General features: G+C 43.5%; 24 protein-coding genes and 1 other annotated feature. Of the genes, 9 read left to right on the top strand and 15 right to left on the bottom strand.

What is annotated here, in order from left to right:
• Positions 1-35: 35 nt before the first annotated feature.
• From mbhE to GZ22_RS18990, 8 genes are all read left to right on the top strand, one after another.
• Positions 36-2,393: a hydrogen gas-evolving membrane-bound hydrogenase subunit E gene (mbhE, locus tag GZ22_RS09235; protein WP_038561510.1), complete on the top strand. Its 2,358-nt coding sequence runs from the start codon at positions 36-38 to the stop codon at positions 2,391-2,393.
• The gene (locus tag GZ22_RS09240) at positions 2,393-2,731 is read left to right on the top strand and encodes a Na(+)/H(+) antiporter subunit C (protein ID WP_038561514.1); all 339 of its coding nucleotides are present in this window, start codon (positions 2,393-2,395) and stop codon (positions 2,729-2,731) included. Before mbhE ends, GZ22_RS09240 begins: the two co-directional genes overlap by 1 nt.
• A complete protein-coding gene (locus GZ22_RS09245) occupies positions 2,724-4,208 on the top strand; it encodes a Na+/H+ antiporter subunit D (RefSeq protein ID WP_051748157.1) in 1,485 nt (494 codons plus the stop codon). Before GZ22_RS09240 ends, GZ22_RS09245 begins: the two co-directional genes overlap by 8 nt.
• Complete coding sequence (locus tag GZ22_RS09250) at positions 4,209-4,685, top strand: Na+/H+ antiporter subunit E (RefSeq protein ID WP_038561517.1); 477 nt, start codon at positions 4,209-4,211, stop codon at positions 4,683-4,685.
• The gene (locus GZ22_RS09255; protein WP_038561519.1) at positions 4,682-4,993 is read left to right on the top strand and encodes a monovalent cation/H+ antiporter complex subunit F; all 312 of its coding nucleotides are present in this window, start codon (positions 4,682-4,684) and stop codon (positions 4,991-4,993) included. The genes GZ22_RS09250 and GZ22_RS09255 overlap by 4 nt, the downstream gene beginning before the upstream one ends.
• Positions 4,974-5,366, top strand: coding sequence for a monovalent cation/H(+) antiporter subunit G (gene mnhG / locus GZ22_RS09260; protein WP_051748159.1), 393 nt, complete (start codon positions 4,974-4,976; stop codon positions 5,364-5,366). The genes GZ22_RS09255 and mnhG overlap by 20 nt, the downstream gene beginning before the upstream one ends.
• Before the next feature lie 113 nt (positions 5,367-5,479).
• Entirely contained in the window at positions 5,480-6,178 is a 699-nt protein-coding gene (gene sigK, locus GZ22_RS09265) for an RNA polymerase sporulation sigma factor SigK (RefSeq protein WP_038561522.1), read from the top strand.
• Positions 6,179-6,230: 52 nt separating this feature from the next.
• Positions 6,231-6,356, top strand: a complete 126-nt coding sequence (locus GZ22_RS18990; protein ID WP_281176640.1) for a hypothetical protein — start codon at positions 6,231-6,233, stop codon at positions 6,354-6,356.
• 26 nt (positions 6,357-6,382) lie between these two features.
• Here the strand turns inward: GZ22_RS18990 and GZ22_RS09270 are convergent, their stop codons facing one another.
• The 3 genes from GZ22_RS09270 to GZ22_RS09280 form a co-directional block, all read right to left on the bottom strand.
• Positions 6,383-6,610 carry a YrhC family protein gene (locus tag GZ22_RS09270; protein ID WP_038561525.1) on the bottom strand — a complete coding sequence of 76 codons (228 nt, stop codon included), beginning with the start codon at positions 6,608-6,610 and terminating at the stop codon, positions 6,383-6,385.
• An 80-nt stretch (positions 6,611-6,690) separates the two neighbouring features.
• Positions 6,691-7,383, bottom strand: coding sequence for a 5'-methylthioadenosine/S-adenosylhomocysteine nucleosidase (gene mtnN / locus GZ22_RS09275; protein WP_038561528.1), 693 nt, complete (start codon positions 7,381-7,383; stop codon positions 6,691-6,693).
• A gap of 13 nt (positions 7,384-7,396) precedes the next feature.
• Entirely contained in the window at positions 7,397-8,035 is a 639-nt protein-coding gene (locus GZ22_RS09280) for a YrrS family protein (RefSeq protein ID WP_038561531.1), read from the bottom strand.
• A gap of 220 nt (positions 8,036-8,255) precedes the next feature.
• Here GZ22_RS09280 and GZ22_RS09285 point away from each other — a divergent pair, with 220 nt between their 5' ends.
• On the top strand, positions 8,256-8,510 hold the full coding sequence (locus GZ22_RS09285; protein WP_123921897.1) for a hypothetical protein: 255 nt from the start codon (positions 8,256-8,258) through the stop codon (positions 8,508-8,510).
• 45 nt (positions 8,511-8,555) lie between these two features.
• Here the strand turns inward: GZ22_RS09285 and greA are convergent, their stop codons facing one another.
• From greA to GZ22_RS09345, 12 genes are all read right to left on the bottom strand, one after another.
• Positions 8,556-9,032 (bottom strand): transcription elongation factor GreA, encoded by a 477-nt coding sequence (gene greA, locus GZ22_RS09290; protein ID WP_038561533.1) that lies wholly within the window; start codon positions 9,030-9,032, stop codon positions 8,556-8,558.
• A 119-nt stretch (positions 9,033-9,151) separates the two neighbouring features.
• Complete coding sequence (udk, locus tag GZ22_RS09295) at positions 9,152-9,784, bottom strand: uridine kinase (RefSeq protein ID WP_038561536.1); 633 nt, start codon at positions 9,782-9,784, stop codon at positions 9,152-9,154.
• Between the two features lie 29 nt (positions 9,785-9,813).
• The gene (locus tag GZ22_RS09300) at positions 9,814-10,452 is read right to left on the bottom strand and encodes an O-methyltransferase (RefSeq protein ID WP_038561539.1); all 639 of its coding nucleotides are present in this window, start codon (positions 10,450-10,452) and stop codon (positions 9,814-9,816) included.
• A 22-nt stretch (positions 10,453-10,474) separates the two neighbouring features.
• Complete coding sequence (gene mltG, locus GZ22_RS09305; protein ID WP_038561542.1) at positions 10,475-11,602, bottom strand: endolytic transglycosylase MltG; 1,128 nt, start codon at positions 11,600-11,602, stop codon at positions 10,475-10,477.
• A 139-nt stretch (positions 11,603-11,741) separates the two neighbouring features.
• Positions 11,742-12,029 (bottom strand): DUF1292 domain-containing protein, encoded by a 288-nt coding sequence (locus GZ22_RS09310; protein ID WP_038561545.1) that lies wholly within the window; start codon positions 12,027-12,029, stop codon positions 11,742-11,744.
• A gap of 13 nt (positions 12,030-12,042) precedes the next feature.
• A complete protein-coding gene (gene ruvX, locus GZ22_RS09315) occupies positions 12,043-12,471 on the bottom strand; it encodes a Holliday junction resolvase RuvX (RefSeq protein WP_038561548.1) in 429 nt (142 codons plus the stop codon).
• Complete coding sequence (locus GZ22_RS09320) at positions 12,468-12,731, bottom strand: IreB family regulatory phosphoprotein (RefSeq protein ID WP_038561551.1); 264 nt, start codon at positions 12,729-12,731, stop codon at positions 12,468-12,470. The genes ruvX and GZ22_RS09320 overlap by 4 nt, the downstream gene beginning before the upstream one ends.
• 67 nt (positions 12,732-12,798) lie before the next feature.
• The gene (gene alaS, locus GZ22_RS09325) at positions 12,799-15,435 is read right to left on the bottom strand and encodes an alanine--tRNA ligase (protein ID WP_038561554.1); all 2,637 of its coding nucleotides are present in this window, start codon (positions 15,433-15,435) and stop codon (positions 12,799-12,801) included.
• A gap of 53 nt (positions 15,436-15,488) precedes the next feature.
• Positions 15,489-15,701, bottom strand: a binding site (T-box leader).
• Positions 15,702-15,743: 42 nt separating this feature from the next.
• Complete coding sequence (locus GZ22_RS09330) at positions 15,744-16,844, bottom strand: AI-2E family transporter (RefSeq protein WP_164072065.1); 1,101 nt, start codon at positions 16,842-16,844, stop codon at positions 15,744-15,746.
• Positions 16,810-17,010 (bottom strand): hypothetical protein, encoded by a 201-nt coding sequence (locus GZ22_RS09335; RefSeq protein ID WP_038561557.1) that lies wholly within the window; start codon positions 17,008-17,010, stop codon positions 16,810-16,812. Before GZ22_RS09335 ends, GZ22_RS09330 begins: the two co-directional genes overlap by 35 nt.
• A 59-nt stretch (positions 17,011-17,069) precedes the next feature.
• Positions 17,070-19,406 carry an SF1B family DNA helicase RecD2 gene (recD2, locus tag GZ22_RS09340; protein WP_038561560.1) on the bottom strand — a complete coding sequence of 779 codons (2,337 nt, stop codon included), beginning with the start codon at positions 19,404-19,406 and terminating at the stop codon, positions 17,070-17,072.
• Positions 19,407-19,419: 13 nt separating this feature from the next.
• The gene (locus GZ22_RS09345) at positions 19,420-20,094 is read right to left on the bottom strand and encodes a tetratricopeptide repeat protein (protein WP_038561563.1); all 675 of its coding nucleotides are present in this window, start codon (positions 20,092-20,094) and stop codon (positions 19,420-19,422) included.
• Between the last annotated feature and the right edge of the window lie 51 nt (positions 20,095-20,145).

Raw genomic sequence — 20,145 nt, forward strand, 5'->3', positions numbered from 1 at the left:
TGAGAGCTATAATCTTAAAGGAGGACTGCCATAATATGATCGTTGCCATTCTGATGCCATTTTTAATTGCTATGTGCATCCCATTCATCGCAAAATTCAAATACAGGATACATACCGGATATGCGGTGTTTGTTACATCGCTCTCCCTCTTCCTATACTTTCTCGTTCTGCTGATTAGCGGGGAAACCAACATACTATATCGATACAACTGGATACCGTCACTTGGATTGGATTTTACATTCTATACTGATGGACTGGCACTTTTCTTCGCCTTACTTATTAGCGGTATCGGTGCTCTTGTAGCATTTTATTCTATCTTTTATCTTAACCGCGAGGAACGGTTAGGCTCCTTCTATGTTTATCTGCTGTTGTTCATGGGAGCTATGCTAGGTATTGTCACTTCTGATAATATTTATGCCCTTTACACCTTCTGGGAGCTCACTTCTGTATCTTCTTTCCTTTTAATCAGTTTCTGGTTCACTAGAAAGGCTTCCACAGATGGTGCCCTTAAATCAATGTTAATCACTTTCATTGGTGGTTTTGCCTTACTCGGCGGACTGGTACTTCTCCACCTTGTAACCGGCACTACTAGTATTCGTGAAATACTAACACAAGGTGACCTTATACTAACAAGTGATTGGTTCCCACTGATTGTCGTGCTTTTGCTTCTAGCGGCTTGTACAAAATCAGCTCAGTTTCCATTCCACATCTGGCTGCCCGACGCTATGGAAGCTCCGACACCGGTCAGTGCATACTTGCACTCCGCTACAATGGTTAAAGCCGGTCTATTCCTTTTGCTCCGCTTTACTCCAGTGCTTAAAGAAAGCGAAGCATTTTTCATTGCCGTATCTATAATCGGTCTCGTCACTTTGTTCTGGGGGTCTTATATGGCTGTCAGGCAGACAGATCTCAAAGGGATTCTAGCCTACTCCACGATCAGTCAGCTCGGCATGATCATGGCGATGATCGGTTATGGGACGGAGGCGGCTATCTTTGCTGCTATGTTCCATATTCTTAATCACGCAACATTCAAAGGTAGCTTGTTCATGGCTGTGGGGATTATCGACCATGAGACAGGAACTCGGGATATCCGAAAGCTTGGAGGACTTTGGAGGCTTATGCCTGTGACTGGAATAATCAGCATACTGGCATCTTTCTCTATGGCTGGTGTGCCGCTGCCGATTCTGAACGGGTTTTATAGTAAAGAAGAGTTCTTCTCAAGTTCTTGGGATTTGACAGCCGACCGTGCATTTTCAACCGATTTTGCTGCTGTACTAGCAAATATCGTACCTTATGTGGCTGTGGCTGGCAGTATCTTCACCTTTGTGTACAGCATGTACTTTTACTTCCGTACATTTACAGGGAAGGCAGAGAAAGATACAGCTGAAAAAGCCCATGATCCGAAGTTCGGGATGCTGGCATCTCCTGTATTGCTCGTCTCAGGAGTTCTATTGATAAGTATTTTCCCGAACTGGTTCAGCCGTCATTTATTGCAGCCAGCAGCAAATGCGGTCTATGGTGAGACAATGAAAGAACATAGCATCCATTTCTGGCATGGCCTCGTTCCTGCTTTTATCATGTCTCTAATTGTAGTTGCTTTAGGTATCGTATTGTATATCACTCGCAAATATTGGACCGTGCTATACAAAGTCCTGCCAGGAAAGTTGTCTGGAAATATCGTCTATGCATCTCTTCTGTCAGCTAGTGAAAAACAGACCAAGGTAGTAAATGACCGTATCGTAAACGGTTCTATCCGACAATATAATGCAATCATTATAAGCGTTATCTCGATTGTAACCTTAGTGATTTTGTTCGGAACGAACTCCTTCGATCTGCGGAATATTGATACTTCACCCGTCTCGTTTCCTCAAAGCCTGCCAGAGCTAGCGGTAGCATTTATTATGATTGCCGCAGCCTTCGGAAGCACTGTATCACAGAAAAAGCTGACTGCAGTCATCATTTTAGGTGTAGTAGGATACGGTCTGTCCATCTTGTTTGTCCTATTCCGTGCGCCGGACCTTGCACTGACGCAGCTTAGTATCGAAACGATCACTGTTGTCCTATTCCTACTGTGCTTCCGCCATTTGCCGGAAATGGAGCAAGAAAGAAAAGAGAAAAGATCAAAGAAAATCACCAATTTCATCATTGCCTCTCTTTGCGGTCTTATGATGATGCTGGTCGGCTTGGCTGCTTACAGTCAGCGTCTCTTCCCTAGCATCTCAGAATATTTTGTCAAGTATTCCTATAAGCTTGGAGGCGGCGACAATATCGTAAACGTGATCCTCGTCGATTTCCGGGGACTGGATACCTTATTTGAAATCACTGTACTTGCTATTGCCGCTTTGGGAATCTATTCCCTTATCAAACTGCGCCAAAAAGGAGGGGATCGCTGATGGAAATTATCATGATTGTACTTGCCGGTATCCTCTTCGGATTCGCAGTATACAACATTTTGCAGAAGCGGCTCCTCAGAATCATTATCGGCACTGCCCTTCTGTCACACGCGGCTCACCTATTCATTCTGACGATGGGAAAATTGAAACGTGGTGCCGCTCCCGTTCTTGTTGATGGAACAGAGAATTATACTGATCCGCTGCCGCAGGCACTAATTCTGACATCCATCGTTATCAGTTTTGGTGTCACCAGTCTGCTTCTTGTTTTGGCTTATCGGGCAGTAAAAACAAACGGCACAGATAATATGGAAGAATTAAGAGGTAATGATCATGACTAATTTTGCTATTTTACCAATATTGATTCCATTCTTAGCCGGTATAATACTGGCATTCACCCATAACCGGGTTCTGCTAACAAGACGTTTAGCAGCGCTTTTTGCTCTAGTCCATTTGATCACTATGGGATTTCTTCTTTATAAGGTCCTCATTGATGGCAGCATTGTGCTGGAGGCAGGAGATTGGATTGCACCATACGGTATCGTCCTTGTACTGGATCCTTTGAGTACTTTACTTGTTTTAACTACTTCCATCATTCTCCTTGCTGTCGTTTGGTACGCACCATCGTCAGTATCGGAGGAACAAGAAAGCTTCTATTTTTATACATTCGTATTTTTGCTTGTAACTGGTGTATCAGGTGCTTTTGTGACAGGAGATTTGTTTAACCTGTTCGTATTCTTTGAAGTCCTGCTGATGGCATCTTATGCTTTAATCACGCATGGAGGAAAGAAAGTACAGCTGCGCGAGTCGATTAAGTACGTATTGATTAACTTGTTTTCTTCCATGTTATTCGTTACCGCTGTCTCCTACATATATGCTGTGCTGGGTACAGTTAATATGGCACAGCTGGCTGAACGAGCAGCAGCATCTGATCAGCCAGGCATTATCACGACGGTCGCCATACTGCTATTCTTTGTCTTTGCGACCAAAGGTGCTGCATTTCCGCTGTATTACTGGATGCCACACTCCTACATCGTTCCAAATCCAGTTGTGTCAGCTTTATTCGGAGCACTATTGACTAAGGTGGGTGTATATTCCCTACTCCGTACATTTACGCTCATTTTCCAACAGCAGCCTGAAATTATTGATCAGCTGTTTATCTGGGTTGGTAATCTGACCATGCTACTCGGCGTCATAGGCGCATTGGCATCACGTAATATAAAATTGATTGTCGCTTATAATATCATTCCTGCCATCGGTTTTATGCTCGTTGGAATTGGGATTTTCAATCATGACGGTCTGAGCGGAAGCATCTATTATCTGCTCCAGGATATGATCGTAAAAGCAGCGCTCTTCCTGCTGGCTGGGACAATTGCTACTGCAGCAGGTACGTCGGACATCAATAAAATGGGTGGTATGATACGATCTCACCCAGTACTAGGCTGGATGTTCTTCGTTGCCGGTCTTGTACTTGCAGGTGTTCCTCCATTTAGCGGGTTCATCGGTAAACTGCTTCTGGTGCGAGGAGCTTTCGAAAAAGGCGAAGCAGTTACCGTTATCATAATGCTGCTCACAAGCTTACTCATACTACTTTCTATCGTGAGAGCATTTATTCGTATCTTCTGGGGAGAAGGCGAAGCAATTAAACAACAAAAACGACATAATGCACGTCGTCTTTTACCAGCTGGATTCCTAATGCTATTTACTGTATTCCTCGGAGTTGGTGCCGAAGCAATCTTGCCAACTGTCCAGCAGATAGCCGACTATCTTCTTAATCCGCAGGCATATATCGATCTTGTATTGAAGGGGGGACGTTAAATGGCTTTTCAAATATGTATTAATCTGCTCGTAGCTTTTATGTGGATGTTCCTAGGTGAGTCCTACAGCATTTCCGGATTTGTAACAGGATATATTGTAGGTATCGTTCTGTTATTCCTGCTGCGCCGCTTCCTGAAGGGGCCATTTTATTTGAGAAGGGTGTATAAGATTCTGTCCTTGCTTGTAATTTTCATTAAAGAGCTTATCCTTTCCAACCTTGAAATTACAAAGCTTGTCTATGCCAAACGACTGGATATTAATCCCGGCATTTTTACAATGGAAACAGAGTTAGAAACAGATTGGGAAATAACACTATTGGCCATCTTGATCACGCTGACCCCAGGGACAGTCACCCTGGCAATCTCTCCTGATAAAAAGGAAATGTATATCCATGCTATGGATATTATTGATATGAAAGACGCTGTTCACTCCATCAAGGATAGCTTTGAAAAACATATTATGGAGGTGACGAGATGAGTGCACTGCAGGATAACTTTGCAGAAATCATTCAGATGATATCCATTATCTGTCTGATTGCGCTGAGTGTCTCCATCCTCTTACTGATCATACGAGTGATGAAAGGTCCGTCCAATGCTGACAGAGCCGTTGCACTAGATGCTATCGGAATAAATATTATGGCATTTGCTGCATTGCTCGCCATCATCCTGATCACCCCTAACTTCAACGATATTGTTTTGCTGATAGGTATCCTTTTGTTCATTGGAACAGTTGCGATTGCAATTTACTTAGAAAAGGGTGATTTGATTGATACAGAAGACGATTGATATCATCCTTGATATTTTAGTTATCATATTTTTGCTTGGCGGTACTTTTAGTATGTTTACCGCTTCAGTCGGTGTTTTGCGTTTCCCAGATATTTATACAAGACTTCACGCAGCAAGTAAAGGATCTACGTTAGGTGTTGCGAGCATACTCATCGGAGCATGTATCTTCCATTACACCGAATATGGAATCATAAGCGGGAAACTGATACTTGGTGTTCTGTTCATCATGCTCACTGCCCCTGTTGCCAGTCATCTTATATCCAGAGCAGCACATCTTCGTGGAGCAAAGCCATATGGAACATTGAAGGACCAATACCAAGAAGCAATAGATAAAGAAAAACGAAGACAAAAACAACAACAAAAATCAAAGTGAATGCCATCAGGCATTCACTTTTTCTTTTTCACCTGGACAGACACGTTCAGAGACTCCTTCACATAAAGTGAGTGTATAGGCAATCTTTGAGAGTGTACAGGAGGTGCAATGAAATGAGTATTATTGGTGCTATCGGACTTCTAGTAAAGGAAGCAATGTTTTTCGTTTCCTATGTAAAGAATCATGCATTCCCTCAGCCTCTCCCTCCCGAGGAAGAAGCATTGCATATTGAAAGAATGCAGCAGGGGGACGAAACGAGCCGTAATAAGTTAATCGAACATAACTTGCGTCTGGTTGCTCACATCGTAAAGAAATTCGAAAATACTGGCGAAGATGCGGAGGATCTTATTTCCATCGGTACAATCGGGCTAATTAAAGGAATCGAAAGCTACTCGAGTGATAAAGGCACAAAACTCGCTACATACGCAGCTAGGTGTATCGAAAATGAAATACTAATGCATCTGAGAGCTCTAAAGAAAACCAAAAAAGATATTTCCCTTCATGATCCTATTGGTCAAGATAAGGAAGGAAACGAAATCAGTCTCATTGACATTCTTCAAGCAGAGAATGAAGATATCATTGAATATATCCAGTTGAATATGGAAGTGGAAAAAATAAAGGAATACATCGACATCTTGGACGGACGTGAAAAGGAAGTAATCATCAGCCGTTATGGACTTAATAATGAAGAAGATATGACACAGCGTGAAATTGCGAAAAAATTAAATATTTCCCGCAGTTATGTTTCACGTATTGAAAAGCGCGCGTTGATGAAAATCTTCCATGAATATTATCGTCAGCATCGTACGTAAGAGCATAACATTGACTATCAAATAATTCGCTTTAAAGAAGGAGGTTACCAATATGTATGCAAACAGCCATTCATCAAGTCACTATCAGCAGCGAACCAGCACCGGCGTGCTTATTGCTGCCTTCCTCGTCCTGCTATTTGTAGGTGGAGCTTATGCTTGGGAGAATATATGGGATTAAAAAAACTCCGGTTTTATACCGGAGTTTTAGCTTTCTAATTGTTTTTTCCATCGTTCTATTGCGAACCAAATAAGTACGCTTGTAAAAACGCATCCGCCAGTCATGGCAAATAGAATATCTGCTTTATCTGAAGGTGTTAAATAAACATTTATTATTGATCCAATGTATAAATAACTGCCAAGAATCAGAAGCGCCAATGCAAAACGACGGTAATCTGCAATCTTGTCAATCAACTGCTGCTGTCTTTTATTCATCTTGTCGCCTCCTCTTCTAATCTAGCAACATTGTAACATAAAAAATGACAGCAATTACCTGGTAATTGCTGTCATAAGTATTAGTGGTGTTCAACCATTTTCATAATAAGTGTAGCTGCATTGCGAGCAGCTTGGTCAAGGAAAGCATCAAATGATACCGAAGATTCCTTACCTGCTATGTCAGACAAAGCCCGTACAATCACGAAAGATGTTCCGTAGTGATACGCAACCTGAGCTACTGCTGCAGCTTCCATCTCCGCTGCAAGCATTGCTGGGAACTTGTCCCGGACAAATGCAACGCGTTCTGGATCAGACATAAAACTATCGCCCGTCGCAATAAGACCAATTTCTGCGTTTGTATCTGGGAACTGATCGATAACACTCTTAGCTAGTTGTACTAGCTCCTGATCTGCCTGGAAGGCTGGTGGCATCTGCGGTACTTGACCATAAGCATAGTCAAAAGCTGTAACGTCCACATCATGGTGAACAACAGCATCAGAGATGACGATATCCCCTACTTCCAGATTCGCAGCAAAACCGCCAGCTGAACCGGTATTAATAATCGCTTGCGGTGCATATCGTTCAATCAGCATAGCTGTAGCGAGTGCAGCATTCACTTTACCGATTCCTGATTTAAGCAGGACAACTTGTTTATCAGATAGTGTGCCTTCTGTGATCTCGTAACCAGCTACGACTACTTCCTTTTTGTTTGCCATTGTTTCTTTCAATAATGCTACTTCTTCATCCATTGCTCCAATGATGCCGATTGTCATTCCGTCTACTCCTTTAGCTCTTCCTATCGTTTTCTTTCAGTACTTCCACTTTTGTTGCCTGCCAGCCGGATCCATCCACCCAGCTTGCAAACACTCGGAATGTTTCATCTGCATCAGGTGCAGAGACCGTTGCAATAACATCATTGCCGCCATTGCCATTGTTCTCTACCCACCAAGCTGTCATTGAGGCTGGATCCAATCCGACTGCTCCTCCAACTGCCTGCATCATTTCATTCCAGTCCTGCGTGCCTTTTTCAAAAGTTGTCGTATGTGTTCCAGACTGATCAGTACCTACCGGCTCCCAGTCCTTCGAGTAAGCTTCCTTCACATTATCATCTGAAGGTTCGGCTTCTTTTTTGTCTTCCTTTTCTTTCTCTTTTTCGTCGTCATCCTGCTTCTCTTCGTCAGCTTGCTCTGTATCTTCGCCATTGCTGGAATCATTATTGCCTTGAAGTTGTTCTGCGATGGATTTTTGGTTCTGTTCGTCAGCTGTCTGATTTTCCATTGTAGGTTTATCATTTAAAACTGCTACGAGCAGCACGACGACTAGGGCGACACCCGCAATTGCCAGGACAGCGGTTAGCCACTTCCTAGGTTTTCTGCGTCTGTTTCTATTATTCAATCTGGAAAAATCCTGATTATCATCCGCCATGCTCATCCCTCCTCATTGGTCTCTATTATACTATGAACTGAAGCTAAGCCAAAGTCATATTATAAGCTCTTTTTTCTTTCGATGATTTTGTTGAAGCATCTCTAATTTTGACATACCGGAAGGATTCTGTGCATATATATCTAACTATATAAATTAGAAAAGCAGGTAGGACTACTTTGATCAGTCATCATGATTCCTGTGGAAGGGGAGGAAGATAAACGTGATGAAAGTGACAAGAATGGATACGAACCTTTGGGGGCACGAATCGTTCGAGTATGTCGGCTACGACAAGGAAGCCGAGACCTTCTCTATCTTCTTACCGGAAGAATGCTGTTTATCTTTTACTAGTGTGAAAGAACAAGTCGTCTTTTCTTTTCTGCTTGCACTAGACAAAGAAAGTTTTATCCTGCAAAAGCTTATACCCTTTTTTCCGTTTGAGAAATCTTCTGCACAGTCATTTCATCAGGCTCAATAAAACAAGCTGCTTCCATAGCATTCGGAAGCAGCTTTTGTTTTATGTCTATTCTACTTTAGTAATTTTGACCTGGATGTCGCCACCTGGTGTAGAGACACTCAATTCTTCACCGATTTCATGGCCAATCAGGCTTTTTGCGATTGGAGAATCGTTTGAGATTTTGCCTTCAAACGGATCTGCTTCTGCACTTCCGACGATTGTATAACTTTCTTCTTCCCCGTCTGGCAGCTCAATGAAGGTAACTGTTTTACCCATGCCTACCATATCAGGATTATCTGTATCACTTTCAATGATCACTGCATTGCGGATCATGTTTTCAGTTGTAGCGATTTTGGATTCGACGAATGCTTGCTCATCCTTCGCCGCATCATATTCGGAGTTCTCGGACAAGTCACCAAAGCCTCGTGCGATTTTAATACGCTCGACAACCTCTTGACGACGAGTTGTCTTTAGATACTCCAACTCCTCCTCCAGCTTCGCCAAACCTTCATTCGTCATGTAATATTGTTTTTCTGTAGCCAATTCAACCACCCCTTGAGCTCTAAAAGATTCTTTCCCTTTGCCTAACTTCTATAGCGTTTTCATGCATATTCCATACTATGGCAGATTCCCGCCGAAAATTCAATACTTATCTGTACAAGTCACGTAGTGCGGCCAGAGAGGATCGTTTCAATCTTCGCAGACATCAAATCGATGGCTACGTGGTTTTCTCCGCCTTCTGGAATGATAATATCTGCATACCGCTTCGTTGGTTCGATGAATTGCAAATGCATCGGACGTACTACATTAACATATTGTTCAATCACCGAATCAATTGTCCGTCCGCGTTCCTTAATGTCACGCAGCAAACGGCGGATGATGCGAAGATCTGCATCTGTATCGACGAATACTTTTATATCCATCATATCGCGCAGTCGCTCGTCCTCAAGAATCAGTATTCCTTCCAGAATAATAACGTCTTTTGGTTCGACTGGTATTGTTTCATCAGAACGCGTATGGATCTTGTAATCATAAATCGGCTTCTCAATCGACTGCTGTTCGCCAAGTGCCTGTAAATGCTGCATTAACAGTTCATTATCGAAGGCGAATGGATGATCATAGTTCGTATTGAGACGTTTTTCGAACGGAAGATGAGATTGATCTTTGTAATACGAGTCCTGCTCGATAACTAGAATTGTCTTATCTGTAAACCGTTTATAGATGGATCTTGTGACAGATGTCTTTCCTGATCCCGATCCTCCTGCAACACCGATAATGATAGGTTTCTTTGCCATTTCTCCTGCTCCTCTTCCTAATACCTCGTTCATTTCTTCTTCACACTGACGGCTACTCCATCGCCTACCGGCAGGATCGTTGTGTGGAACGCTTCATGCTCGAATAACCAGTCGTTGTATTTACGGATTTTCTTTGCGATATTAGCTTTGCGTGGTGTTGCCTCGCTATCATCAGCCACATAGCCTTTAAACAGAACATTGTCACTGACAATGACTCCGCGCTCACTCAGCATCCCGCTGTAGGCATCGAAGAATCGCTGATATTGGCCTTTTGCTGCATCAATGAAGACGAAATCGTATGGAGCATGCGCTCTGATTGTCTCTTCTAAATCAAATGCATCGCCTTTAAGGATCAAAATATCATCCTGTGCACCTTGCTCTTGGATATGTGTAACTGCCTGATCATGGCGGACGTCATCACGTTCGACGGTCACGATGCTGACATCAGGTTTTGCGTGGCGCATCATAAGTGCTGAATAGCCAATTGCAGTTCCGATCTCCAATATTTTATCTGGCTGATGAAGGCGAACAAGCTGCATCAAAAACTGGATACCAAGCGGCTCCATTATCGGCACACGATCCTCTGCAGCAAGCTCTTCCAATTTCTTTGCCCATTCTGGAGAAGACTCTACATGCTCCTCCAAATATCCTATTATTGCTTGTAACATATCATTTCCTCACTTTACCTGCTTACTCATCCAAATGCATATGCTTCTCGATCAGTTCTTCATGTTCATCGAATGTCCGCGCATAATAAATTTCCCCATCATCTCCGGCTAGGAAATACAAATAATCGGATTCTTCCGGCTGAACGACGGCTTCGAGCGCATTCTCTGAGAAGTTGCTAATCGGGCCGACAGGAAGCCCATTGTTTCGATATGTATTGTAAGGAGAATCTACTTCCAGATCCTTGTAATACACGCGAGATTTATGTTCTCCTAATGCGTACAGCACAGTAGGATCCGTCTGCAGCCTCATATCATCTGCCAAACGGTTATAAAAGATTCCGGCAATCTTCTTGCGCTCATCTTCATTTCTTGCTTCATTTTCGACGAGTGAAGCGAATGTTAGTGCTTCATGCACGCTTAATTTCTTCTGTTTGAATCCATCCAAATATGGTGAAATAATTTGCTGGGACTTATCCAGCATCATATGGACAACCTTATCTACAGTGATATCATCTGAGGATGTAAAGTTATAAGTGGCCGCAAATAAGTAGCCTTCAAGCGGATAACGTATATCTTTATTTAAGATATCCTCAGTCAGAATATCCGGATATTCATCTATCAGCTGTTTGATATAAGCTTCATCTTTCATTTTATCCAGGAAAGCCTGCTGGTCTATTCCAAGTGACCCAGACAGTATTACGCTTATTTCCTCGATATCAGATCCTTCCGGAACAGCAGCAGATGCAGAGGGGGTGTTCCCCGCCTCTGGATCGTTAAGTTCATCGACGACCTGCTGCATGGACATAGAAGGGGAAAGCTCATAATTCCCCGCGCGGAAGTTGGCTTCACCAGAAAACTTCACATACAGCCTGAAAATGAAAGCATTTTTAATCAGACCTTGCTCCTCCAGGGATTGACCAATTGAGCTAGCAGTAGCTCCCATAGGAACTTCGACAACTTGTGTCGTATCATTGTCTGAATCGACAGCTTTCATACTGGCATTCACGTAGATAAAGGTTCCGAGTGCACCAATCAATAGAAGTACGATTATTACGGATATGATCATCAAAACTATTTTCCGCACGACGCTTGCTTCCTCCATTCTTCTGTCCCGATTCTGTTGAAAAAGATCTTCATTCGAGGCAGTCAAGCTATCTTTCCTCCTTTATCCGCCTTATTATACAACAAACGTCAAGCGAGTCACCACCCGTCCGACAATTTATGCGGATAAAGCTACAAGAAAAAATCCTCTCTGCCTTATCGGAAAGAGAGGACTGCCTTTTACAAAATTAGATGCCGTCTTCCTCATCAGTAAGTGTATTCAGCATTTCTTCGACCATTTCCCATTCTTCCTCTGAATCAATCTGGAATAATGTAAGATCTTTGTCATCGCCTTTTTCTTCATAGCGGAAAGCAAACACTTCAACTTCATCATCCGCATCAGCTTGTTCAGCCGGTACGACCGCAATATATGAGTGTCCAGTTTCATCCACGTCGAAATTGAACAAAACCTCAAATAAGTGTTCTTCTCCGTTTTCGTCTGGGATAATGATACGTTCTTTTTCTTCCAATGCCATATGGCTACACTCCTTATTGTTTCGAATCTAGAAAGCCCTGCAGAATCATGACTGCTGCCATCTTATCGATTACTTTTTTTCGTTTCTTGCGGCTAAGATCCGCTTCAAGCAGCACTCGTTCAGCTGCCATCGTTGTCAGACGCTCGTCCCAAAGCACAGTCTCGAGCTTAAATTCATCATTGATCCACTGAGAGAAAACCTGTGAGGCTTCTCCCCTCGGACCAATTGTACCATTCATATTCTTTGGCAGTCCTATGACAGCTCTCTTGACTTCATGCTGCTGAATGATCTGCTCTAGTTCATTTCTAGCTGTTTCATAATCTTCTTCGTTCCAATGAATCGTAGTCAGACCCTGAGCAGTCCAGCCAAGACCATCACTGATTGCCACGCCGATCGTTTTGGATCCGACATCCAATCCAATCGTCTTTAGTATGTCAGTCATGATTTGTTCTGTTCCAAATAAAATTTTACCAATTGTTCCACAATCTCATCGCGCTCCATACGGCGGATCAGATTTCTGGCATCTTTATGCCGGGGAATATAAGCTGGGTCCCCAGAAAGTAAATAGCCGACAATCTGATTAATTGGATTGTATCCTTTTTCCCGCAATGCTTCGTATACGGACATTAGTACTTCCCGGACATTTTCGTCCATCGGTTCTTCCGGAAAGTTGAATTTCATCGTTTTATCCATCGAACTCACGTGAAGCCACCTCGCTTAAATTGCCAGTCTTTTTCTCAGTATATACTTTTCTGTCGGATTTGGAAAATCAAAGCTGTTCTTCGACATATACTGCCGCATATGCGAGTGCATCCGGTACCTGCTCCGGATTTTTACCGCCAGCTTGCGCCATATCTGGACGTCCGCCTCCGCCGCCTCCGCAGCGTTTCGCAGTTTCTTTAATAAGGTTACCAGCATGCAGACCGCGTCCAATCAGGTCTTTGGAGACACCAGCCGCTAGCTGTACCTTGCCTTCAGCTGTTGCTGCCAAAAGGATAACGCCGCTTTCAAGCTTCTGTTTCAAATCATCGACCATACCGCGAAGCTGATTCATATCTGCTACGTCAACTTGTTCTGCAAGAACTTTAACACCCTTCACTTCTTTCACTTTATCAAGGATATTACCAGCTTCTAACTGAGATAGTTTGCTGCGCAGGCTATCGCGTTCCCGCTGAACTTCCTTCATATCCGCAAATACTGCTTCAATTCGGGAAGGTACTTGTTCGTTAGTTGTTTTCAGTTCAGCTGCTGCTTGAGACAGAGTCTGTTGCTGCTCAAACGTGAATCGGTAAGCCTCTTTAGAAGTGACTGCCTCGATTCGGCGTGTGCCGGCACCAATACCGCTTTCAGACACGATTTTGAATAATCCGATTTGAGAAGTGTTTCGCACATGCACACCACCGCACAGCTCCAAGCTGTAGTCGCCGATTTGAACAACACGAACAACATCGCCGTATTTCTCACCGAACAGTGCCATGGCACCCATTTCTTTCGCATCACTTAGGCTTTGATAGGAAGTACTGACAGCAAGCTCTTCCCAAATTTTTTCGTTAACGATTTCTTCTATCTTTTCCAATTCTTCTTTTGTTACAGCATTGAAATGAGAAAAGTCGAACCGAAGACGATCTGGAGCAACTAAAGATCCAGCCTGATTAACATGAGTACCTAATACATCCTTCAGTGCCTGATGCAATAGATGCGTCGCTGTATGGTTCTTAACTACATGCTGACGTCTGCTTGTATCAACTTTTGCATGGACGATTTCTTTCACTTGAATCTGTCCTTGCTTCACTACTGCTTGATGCAGATTTTGACCTTTTGGTGCTTTCTTAACTGCTTGCACGAGCACTGTTGCTGTCTCCGTCGTCACCCAGCCTTCGTCTGCTACTTGTCCGCCGCTTTCTGCATAGAATGGCGTTTCTTCCAAGATGAAGAAGATCTCGTCTCCCTCAACAGCTACATCAGCAAGCTGCTTATCTTTTACGATTGCAAGGATCGCTGTTTCTGTTTCAGTGCGGTCATAACCGACATACGTGCTTTCTGCTTCCACTTCCTGCAGAACGCTATCCTGTACGTGCATGCTGTTCACTTTCTGGCGTGCATCACGCGCACGTTCACGCTGCTGCTTCATTTCTTCCTCAAAACCAGCTTCATCGATCGTGAAGCCTTCTTCACTGACATATTCCTCAGTCAGTTCTTTCGGGAAACCATACGTATCATAAAGACGGAATACTTCTGTTCCAGGGAAGACATTGCTGCCTTTCTCCTTTTCTTCTGCTACGATTCGGTTTAGGATAGTCAGACCATCCGCAAGTGTTTCATGGAAACGTTCTTCCTCTGTCTGAATGACTGTCTCGATGAAGTCACGTTTCTCTAGGATTTGCGGGTAGAAAGCATCCATAATTTCACCAACAACCGGCACAAGCTCCTTCATGAATGCCTTCTCGATGCCAATGTTCTTCGCATAACGTACTGCGCGACGAATCAAACGACGTAGTACATAGCCTCGCCCTTCATTGGAAGGAAGCGCTCCATCACTGATAGCGAAGGATACAGTACGGATATGGTCGGCAATAACTTTGAATGCTGTATCATCTGCTGCTGTTTCACCGTATGCTTTTTTCGCAAACGTAGCAGTCTTCTCGATAATCGGCATGAAAAGATCTGTTTCGAAGTTCGTTTTCGTATCTTGAATGACACATACCATACGCTCCAGACCCATCCCTGTATCAATGTTCTGTTTCGGAAGCGGTGTATATGTGTGATCCGGATTATGGTTGAATTCGCTGAATACTAGGTTCCAAATTTCCAGATAGCGTTCGTTCTCACCGCCTGGGTAAAGTTCTGGATCAGATGAATCATTGCCGTATTCTTCTCCGCGATCATAGAAAATTTCAGAGTTCGGACCACTCGGGCCTTCACCAATATCCCAGAAGTTTTCTTCCGTACGAATGATGCGCTCTTCTGGCAATTTAACTAGATCACGCCACATCTGATACGCTTCTTCATCTTCCGGGTGAACCGTTACAGATAGACGATTTGGATCAAAGCCGATCCATTTCTTATCTGTTAAGAATTCCCAAGCCCAAAGGATTGCTTCTTTTTTGAAATAGTCCCCAATAGAGAAGTTACCAAGCATTTCGAAAAACGTATGATGGCGGGCCGTAAAGCCTACATTTTCAATATCATTTGTACGAATGCTTTTTTGTGCATTCACGATACGTGGATTCTCAGGCACAACTCGTCCGTCAAAATATTTTTTTAGCGTTGCAACGCCACTGTTGATCCATAGCAAGGAAGGATCTTCAATTGGCACAAGTGAAGCACTTGGCTCGACGCTATGTCCTTTCTCCTTGAAGAAATCGAGGAATTTCTGTCTTACTTCAGCAGACGTTAATCTTTCCATAAAAATGCCTCCTTTATTATGTAAACACACAAAAAACTCCCGATCCTGCCATATGCAGGGACGAGAGTATGATCGCGGTACCACCCTGATTATAGACCGGAAAATGGTCTATCACCTTTAGGCGCGGATAACGGTGCGCAGCCGATAAGGATTAACTCAGAGCTCCAGTATAGCTTTCCATCACACTTTTATGGAGATTCTTCCAGCCAAGGAATCTCCTCTCTTAATAAAAGGACGTCATGTACTTGTACCTTCATCGCTTTTAGCTATAAATCTAAGCGTTAGTATAGAGAAAAAAGCGGAATTTGTCAAACATCCGCCTCCTTTGCTGTATCCAAGCAGGCTTTAATAATCGTCAGACAAGGAACAGCAGCAATCATACCAATAATACCCCCAAGTTCCCCTCCTACAAGCAAGGCGAAAATGATTAGAAGCGGATGGATATGGATGCTTTTTCCGACGATGAAAGGAGAAAGCAGGTTCCCTTCGATCAATTGAATAATAAAAACCATGATTCCAGCAAGGAGAGCAGTTTTCGGGCTGATAGTTATTCCGACGAGAATAGCAGGTACGGCCCCGATGATAGGACCGAAATATGGAATGATATTCGTTGCTCCTACCAATAAAGCTAATACCAAGGAATATGGTAGCTTGATCAGTGTGAACGCAGTCCAAGTTAGAAGACTAACAATGCAGCTGACAAGCAGCACGCCGCGAATATAGTAGCCTAGATTATTATCAATGCGCAGCACTAAGCTTTTGACATTGCCTCGATAACGACGAGGCAGCAGCATGAGACCTGCATTGCCGATTTTATCCGTATCTTTCAGAATATAAAAGACGATAACCGGCGTTACGACAAGAAAAATGACTACTTGCGGCAGCTTGTTCCATATATGCAGGAGATCTTTTAAAAATCCTTCCGCGCGCTGTTCCAAGCCATGCAATATGCTATCCATTTGATCATGTACTGTTTCCGGCAGGAACGCTGTTCGTTCATACATGAATTGTACATAATGATCATAACGCTGTGTCAACGCCGGCAGATTATGGCTGAATTCCTTCACCTGACTAATCAAAACCGGAAAGCCTTTGTACAGCAGGAACCCGGTAAGACCGAAAAACAACGTATATATAATCAAGATCGACAGCCAGCGTGGCAGACGCCACGCAGCAAGAAAATCGATGATAGGATGAAGCAAATAAGCAATCAAGCCTGCAATGATGAATGGCAGGAATAGTCCGCCTAAAAATAGCAGAAACGAACGATAAAATGGATATAGCTTAATTATTAGAAAACAGAGCAGCAAGGCGACGACAATTGTCACCATCCAGAGGAGGACACGATAAAGACGGGATGCCTCTTTCATAATACTAGAATGATGCGCCGTCGCATTTCCGTTCTTCATCAGTGAACAAATCATCAAGGGAACTCAACGAACCATCTTCCTCTACTTGATGCAGGGAGAGCATCTCATCTTTATAAGATAGTTCGATAAAGCAGCCCCAGCAATAATACTGTTCAGGCCCTATTTTTCCGATATCCTTGCTGTTGCAGTTCGGACATTTCAACATGTTGGATCACTCCAAATCCTTTTTACATGTTAGAATGTCCAATTATTTCCTCTCATATACTACATGAAATCGTATGGAGAGATATCTTCCTGTTCTTCCTCTGCTTCACGCAGCATCCGATCGATGTCATCTCCCTGTTCATGGAAACCAAGATGCTCCACAAGAGAAGTATAGCGCTGGTTCGTGTCTTCCGTTTGAATTCCTTGAAGAAACGCTTGTTTTTCTCCGACAAGGATCAAGGAACGCTGTGCTCTCGTAATCCCGGTGTAAAGCAGATTTTTACGAAGCATTCTGCGATAACCTGGCACAACAGGCAAAATAACGATTGGAAATTCACTGCCCTGTGATTTATGGATTGATATACAATACGCATGCATCAAATTCGATAAGTCCTTGCTTTCATAGACAACTTCTTTTTCCTCAAAGGCAACGACAAGCTGCTCCTTCTGCTCGATATTTTCTTCTTCCCGAAACAAAGCGACTACTTCGCCGATGTCTCCATTGAAGACGCCTTCCTCTGGATCATTGACAAGCTGAATGACTTTGTCACCCTTACGGAAGATAACATCTTTTGCAGCCATTTCTCGCTTCTGCTTGTCCTTGGGATTAACCAACTGCTGGAGCTGCTTATTCAATTCATGAATACCGGCTTGTGAGCGATACATCGGGGCCAGTAGCTGCACATCGCGCAAATCCCAGCCTTTTTCGACGGCCCGGCCAACAATCTGAGTAATCACGTCGACTACTTGATGCTCCCGGCAAGGAATGAAGTTGAAATCTTTGTCCTTCTCCAGTTCGTCCTGTGATAGTGTCCCATTCTTGATAGCATGAGCAATCGTGATGATTTTCGATCCTTCTTTCTGTCGATACACATCTTTCAGCATCACACACGGGACTGCCTCTGAACGAAGTAAATCGGATAACACCTGACCGGGACCGACAGAAGGCAATTGATCTTCATCACCGACAAGCAACACTTGCATATCATCTGGAATGGCTTTGAACAAACGGTTTGCGAGCCAAATATCGACCATAGAAAATTCATCGACGATTAGCAGCCTTCCAGCTAGCGGATTATCTTCATCCCGTTCGAACGAGTCGTTACCGTCCCACCCTAACAAACGGTGGATTGTGCTGGCTGGAATATTCGTTGATTCATTCATACGCTTAGCTGCCCTTCCGGTTGGAGCAGTCAGGACGAATGGATAACTCTCATCTTTATCTTTATAGTCCTTCGGATCGAGAGACAGTTCGTGCAGTTCGGCATAAGCTTTGATGAATCCTTTAATAACCGTCGTTTTACCAGTACCCGGCCCCCCGGTCAAGATCATCACCTTTGATTGCAATGCCTGCTCAATTGCTTCGAATTGTTCTTTTCCGTAGCTGATCGTCTCCGCTTCCTCAAGCTTTCCAATTATCTTCAGAAGCTCTGCCTGGATAATTTCTGTCTCGGTTTCTTTTTCAGTTAACCGCTGCATATGGCTGCAAAAACCAGTCTCTGCAAAGTAAAGCATAGGATGGTAAACCCGATCTTCCTGTTTAACAACCTTTTTCTGAGCATGCAGCACACCAAGCTGTTCTTCAATCTGTTCTGCTCCGATACCGAATTGTGCACTGCGCAATAGAACTGATGCTTGTTTCAGCACTTCTTCATTCGGCAAATAAACATGCCCTGCTTGCATGCTGTCTTGCAGCACCATCAAGCAAGCAGCCTGCAGTCGGCTGTTATGGTCCATTTCCAAGTTATTCTTACGGGCCGCTTCATCCGCCCGATGGAAACCGAATCCTTCAATATCAAATACATATTGATACGGATCCTTCTCCAGTACTTGGATTGCTTCATCGCGATACACCTTATAGATTTTTTGTGCGAGCTTCAGCCCGATACCGTACTTGGACAAATGGACCATCACGTGGTCAAAGCCCTGATGCGTACGAAGGTCGTGGAGGAACCGTTCTTTTTTCTCATCGTTCAGCCCTTGAATACCATCCAGCAAATCCGCATTCGATAGAACATCCGCTATCGCATTCTCACCGAGCTTCGCTACAATTCTTTCCGCAATCCGTTTTCCGATACCATAGAATAGATCACTGGAAAGATACTGAATAAGCCCATCCTTTGTTTCTGGTACATACCGCTTGTATTCTGTTACCTCATACTGTTTACCGAATCGTTTATGATTGACCATCGAACCATAAAACAGATAAGGCTCGCCTTGGTCCAGTTCTCCGATATATCCTTTGATGACGATATCCTTTTCTTCAATCGTCTCATTGGTTTCCAATACCTTGATCCGGACAATGGAAAACTGTTCTTCTTCTTTCCGGAAAATCGTATGCAATAATTCACCTTTCACAAAGCCTTTTGGGCTTTCGGCAGTCTCCCCATATTCCATACGCCTGTGCTCCTTACTCTTCGTTCTCGATTTGCTCCATAATTAATTCTATTTGCGCCTTTCCATGCATAGCCATTTCATGATCTGGCTGTGCTTCCAGCGCTTTATCCATATAAGCAAGCGCTTTTTCAAACTGCTGCTGGTACAGATAGGCAACACCTACATTATAATGGGCATCACTGTGCTTTGGACTCCATTCCAATAGGTCAAGCAGCACCTTTTGAGCTGTATCAACTTCTCCTGCGTTTGCTAGTGCCAACCCGTATTGAAAAACGATAGCCGCATCGCGGTCTTCAAGTTCCGCAGCACGCTGCAAATAAGGAAGAGCAAGCTTTTCTTGTCCAGTTTGCTGTAAGGACATACCAAGCAGATAATGAACGTCTCCTTCATCCAAGCCAAGGCTCACTGCTTCCATCAGCTGCTGAATCGCTTTTTCATACATTTCTCCAGTGTAATACATACTACCAAGACCGTAATATGCTGTCGCTGCCTTATCATCTAGCTCAATGGCACGCTGAAAGAAACGCTCTGCTTTCTCCAATTCATTCATCCGCATTAGCAGATTACCGAAATTGACATATCCAACTGGATCGTTTGGGTTTTCTTCAATAGCTAAATTAAAATGCTTGGCAGCACCCTCGAGATCCTGCTTTTGCAAAGCTTCTATTCCTGATTTAATATGATCCATTGTTTCACTCCTCTATGTAAGGGAAACCCTTGCCATAAGACAAGGGTTTCT

Source organism: Terribacillus saccharophilus, from assembly GCF_000725365.1.
Classification (GTDB): Bacteria; Bacillota; Bacilli; order Bacillales; family Amphibacillaceae; genus Terribacillus; species Terribacillus saccharophilus.

Coding starts and splice junctions, on each gene's coding strand:
- GZ22_RS09300 (WP_038561539.1), bottom strand. CDS start 10,452: ATGTTACAAGCAATAATAGGATATTTGGAGGAGCATGTAGAGTCTTCT.
- GZ22_RS18990 (WP_281176640.1), top strand. CDS start 6,231: ATGTATGCAAACAGCCATTCATCAAGTCACTATCAGCAGCGAACCAGC.
- GZ22_RS09330 (WP_164072065.1), bottom strand. CDS start 16,844: ATGAAGAACGGAAATGCGACGGCGCATCATTCTAGTATTATGAAAGAG.
- mtnN (WP_038561528.1), bottom strand. CDS start 7,383: ATGACAATCGGCATCATTGGAGCAATGGATGAAGAAGTAGCATTATTG.
- GZ22_RS09250 (WP_038561517.1), top strand. CDS start 4,209: ATGGCTTTTCAAATATGTATTAATCTGCTCGTAGCTTTTATGTGGATG.
- GZ22_RS09270 (WP_038561525.1), bottom strand. CDS start 6,610: ATGAATAAAAGACAGCAGCAGTTGATTGACAAGATTGCAGATTACCGT.
- mbhE (WP_038561510.1), top strand. CDS start 36: ATGATCGTTGCCATTCTGATGCCATTTTTAATTGCTATGTGCATCCCA.
- GZ22_RS09280 (WP_038561531.1), bottom strand. CDS start 8,035: ATGGCGGATGATAATCAGGATTTTTCCAGATTGAATAATAGAAACAGA.
- udk (WP_038561536.1), bottom strand. CDS start 9,784: ATGGCAAAGAAACCTATCATTATCGGTGTTGCAGGAGGATCGGGATCA.
- GZ22_RS09310 (WP_038561545.1), bottom strand. CDS start 12,029: ATGGCATTGGAAGAAAAAGAACGTATCATTATCCCAGACGAAAACGGA.
- recD2 (WP_038561560.1), bottom strand. CDS start 19,406: ATGGAATATGGGGAGACTGCCGAAAGCCCAAAAGGCTTTGTGAAAGGT.
- GZ22_RS09240 (WP_038561514.1), top strand. CDS start 2,393: ATGGAAATTATCATGATTGTACTTGCCGGTATCCTCTTCGGATTCGCA.
- GZ22_RS09255 (WP_038561519.1), top strand. CDS start 4,682: ATGAGTGCACTGCAGGATAACTTTGCAGAAATCATTCAGATGATATCC.
- alaS (WP_038561554.1), bottom strand. CDS start 15,435: ATGGAAAGATTAACGTCTGCTGAAGTAAGACAGAAATTCCTCGATTTC.
- GZ22_RS09345 (WP_038561563.1), bottom strand. CDS start 20,094: ATGGATCATATTAAATCAGGAATAGAAGCTTTGCAAAAGCAGGATCTC.
- sigK (WP_038561522.1), top strand. CDS start 5,480: ATGAGTATTATTGGTGCTATCGGACTTCTAGTAAAGGAAGCAATGTTT.
- GZ22_RS09335 (WP_038561557.1), bottom strand. CDS start 17,010: ATGTTGAAATGTCCGAACTGCAACAGCAAGGATATCGGAAAAATAGGG.
- ruvX (WP_038561548.1), bottom strand. CDS start 12,471: ATGACTGACATACTAAAGACGATTGGATTGGATGTCGGATCCAAAACG.
- GZ22_RS09245 (WP_051748157.1), top strand. CDS start 2,724: ATGACTAATTTTGCTATTTTACCAATATTGATTCCATTCTTAGCCGGT.